Genomic DNA, 3,234 nt, shown 5'->3' with positions numbered 1-3,234 from the left:
AAGTCGATTGGAGTTCATTCATCGTCGGTAAGGGTGTCGGAACCCTTCCACTCTGGAAGGTTGGGGCCTCCTGGTCCCGGGCTGTTTGACAAGTGAAGATGAAGAAAGAGAAACGTGGACGGCGGAGTCCTTGCGCCTCTCGGACACTGAAGAGCTTCGGCTTTTGAGTTCTGAGAGGGGACGAAAGACTTCGGCGGTACACGTTTTAAAGGAAACACCATCGCTGCCAGCGATGTGAATCGCGGGCAGCTCGACGACTTCGGTTGTCGAAATAATGGTGGGACCTCGTCAAACGTTGTGATCAGCCGGTTCAAAGTTCAAGTCCAACTTGAGAGTTTGATCCTGGCTCAGAGCGAACGCTGGCGGCAGGCTTAACACATGCAAGTCGAGCGGGCGTAGCAATACGTCAGCGGCAGACGGGTGAGTAACGCGTGGGAACGTACCTTTTGGTTCGGAACAACACAGGGAAACTTGTGCTAATACCGGATAAGCCCTTACGGGGAAAGATTTATCGCCGAAAGATCGGCCCGCGTCTGATTAGCTAGTTGGTGAGGTAATGGCTCACCAAGGCGACGATCAGTAGCTGGTCTGAGAGGATGATCAGCCACATTGGGACTGAGACACGGCCCAAACTCCTACGGGAGGCAGCAGTGGGGAATATTGGACAATGGGGGCAACCCTGATCCAGCCATGCCGCGTGAGTGATGAAGGCCCTAGGGTTGTAAAGCTCTTTTGTGCGGGAAGATAATGACGGTACCGCAAGAATAAGCCCCGGCTAACTTCGTGCCAGCAGCCGCGGTAATACGAAGGGGGCTAGCGTTGCTCGGAATCACTGGGCGTAAAGGGTGCGTAGGCGGGTCTTTAAGTCAGGGGTGAAATCCTGGAGCTCAACTCCAGAACTGCCTTTGATACTGAAGATCTTGAGTTCGGGAGAGGTGAGTGGAACTGCGAGTGTAGAGGTGAAATTCGTAGATATTCGCAAGAACACCAGTGGCGAAGGCGGCTCACTGGCCCGATACTGACGCTGAGGCACGAAAGCGTGGGGAGCAAACAGGATTAGATACCCTGGTAGTCCACGCCGTAAACGATGAATGCCAGCCGTTAGTGGGTTTACTCACTAGTGGCGCAGCTAACGCTTTAAGCATTCCGCCTGGGGAGTACGGTCGCAAGATTAAAACTCAAAGGAATTGACGGGGGCCCGCACAAGCGGTGGAGCATGTGGTTTAATTCGACGCAACGCGCAGAACCTTACCAGCCCTTGACATGTCCAGGACCGGTCGCAGAGATGTGACCTTCTCTTCGGAGCCTGGAACACAGGTGCTGCATGGCTGTCGTCAGCTCGTGTCGTGAGATGTTGGGTTAAGTCCCGCAACGAGCGCAACCCCCGTCCTTAGTTGCTACCATTTAGTTGAGCACTCTAAGGAGACTGCCGGTGATAAGCCGCGAGGAAGGTGGGGATGACGTCAAGTCCTCATGGCCCTTACGGGCTGGGCTACACACGTGCTACAATGGCGGTGACAATGGGACGCTAAGGGGCAACCCTTCGCAAATCTCAAAAAGCCGTCTCAGTTCGGATTGGGCTCTGCAACTCGAGCCCATGAAGTTGGAATCGCTAGTAATCGTGGATCAGCACGCCACGGTGAATACGTTCCCGGGCCTTGTACACACCGCCCGTCACACCATGGGAGTTGGTTTTACCTGAAGACGGTGCGCTAACCAGCAATGGAGGCAGCCGGCCACGGTAGGGTCAGCGACTGGGGTGAAGTCGTAACAAGGTAGCCGTAGGGGAACCTGCGGCTGGATCACCTCCTTTCTAAGGATGGTTCTTCAGAAGCTTGCTTCTATCGAACCGTTTTAGAAACATCAGTGGCCAACGATCGTCAGGATTGTTGAGCTGCATTGGCGGGATTTCGCCGTCTTCGTTTCTCTTTCTTCGCGGACGAACACGCGCTGGGGCTGCAAGCTTGCAGAATCCCTGGTCCTTGACTGGATATGCGTTAGGGGCTTGTAGCTCAGTTGGTTAGAGCGCGCGCTTGATAAGCGTGAGGTCGGAAGTTCAAGTCTTCCCAGGCCCACCACACTCATCGAGTGAGCATTCGTCTTCTGGTTACGGGGCCATAGCTCAGCTGGGAGAGCGCGTGCTTTGCAAGCATGAGGTCGTCGGTTCGATCCCGTCTGGCTCCACCAGATGGTTTGATCATCGACTGATCGTGCACCTAAATCGTCCGCGAAACATCACTTCGCACTTGCTAGTCCGGATGGACAGTAAGCTGCGTGATTTCTGACATCGTAAAGAGGAGATCGATCCGAGTTGGATCGGGCAACAAGCAATTGTTGCGCGATACTTCATTATCTCCGGATCATTTCGGCGCTCGTGCGCCTTTCAATGTAGCTCACAAGGCTGCGTCTGGAAGGAATGCGAGTTGTAAATGATCCTTTTAGCGAAGCTTGACCGCCTCGCTATCGGAACGATCTTACGAAGCAAGCTGGTCTTTCTAATCATTGTCCGGCTGCAGATAGCGTTCATCGAGGGCGCGTGCCGCAAGGTAATTCTGCAGACAACATTCTGCCGAGTGTGTGGACATTGATAATGAGAGCAATCAAGTGCCTTAAGGGTGTTCGGTGGATGCCTTGGCGCTGAGAGGCGATGAAGGACGTGCTACGCTGCGATAAGCCGTGGGGAGCTGCGAAGAAGCTTTGATCCATGGATTTCCGAATGGGGAAACCCACCTTCGATAGCCGGAACTCCAAGACCTTTGTCGAAAGACATTGGTGTGGGGTTCGATCAGAAATGAGAGATGCCTAGGCCTTTAGATTTCGATCGAAGAGGTTTTGGATTTCCGGTTATCAAGAGAAGGTATGAGACTTCTGAATACATAGGAGGTTTCAAGCAAACCCAGGGAACTGAAACATCTAAGTACCTGGAGGAAAGGACATCAACAGAGACTCCGTTAGTAGTGGCGAGCGAACGCGGACCAGGCCAGTGATACATCAAAGACAATCGGAACCGGTCAGGAAAGCCGGGCCTTAGAGGGTGATAGCCCCGTACGAGTAATGCGATGATGTATCCACGAGTAAGGCGGGACACGTGAAATCCTGTCTGAACGCGGGGGGACCACCCTCCAAGCCTAAGTACTCCTCAGCGACCGATAGTGAACCAGTACCGTGAGGGAAAGGTGAAAAGCACCCCGACGAGGGGAGTGAAATAGACCTGAAACCGGACACCTACAAACA

2 tRNA genes and 2 rRNA genes (1 of these 4 running past the window's edge) are annotated in these 3,234 nt (G+C 53.6%); all 4 read left to right on the top strand.

What is annotated here, in order from left to right:
* The first annotated feature begins 324 nt into the window (after nt 1-324).
* Nucleotides 325-1,813 (top strand): 16S ribosomal RNA (locus ABIA90_RS45515).
* Nucleotides 1,814-2,001: 188 nt separating this feature from the next.
* Nucleotides 2,002-2,078, top strand: a tRNA-Ile gene (locus ABIA90_RS45510).
* Between the two features lie 33 nt (nt 2,079-2,111).
* Nucleotides 2,112-2,187, top strand: a tRNA-Ala gene (locus ABIA90_RS45505).
* Between the two features lie 411 nt (nt 2,188-2,598).
* Nucleotides 2,599-3,234, top strand: a 23S ribosomal RNA gene (locus tag ABIA90_RS45500); it runs 2,237 nt beyond the window's last position.
* The 16S and 23S rRNA genes sit together here with 2 tRNA genes alongside, the layout of an rRNA operon.

Source organism: Bradyrhizobium sp. LA6.8 (genome assembly GCF_040547935.1).
Classification (GTDB): domain Bacteria; phylum Pseudomonadota; class Alphaproteobacteria; order Rhizobiales; family Xanthobacteraceae; genus Bradyrhizobium; species Bradyrhizobium barranii.
This window is presented reverse-complemented; position numbering and strand designations above follow the sequence as displayed.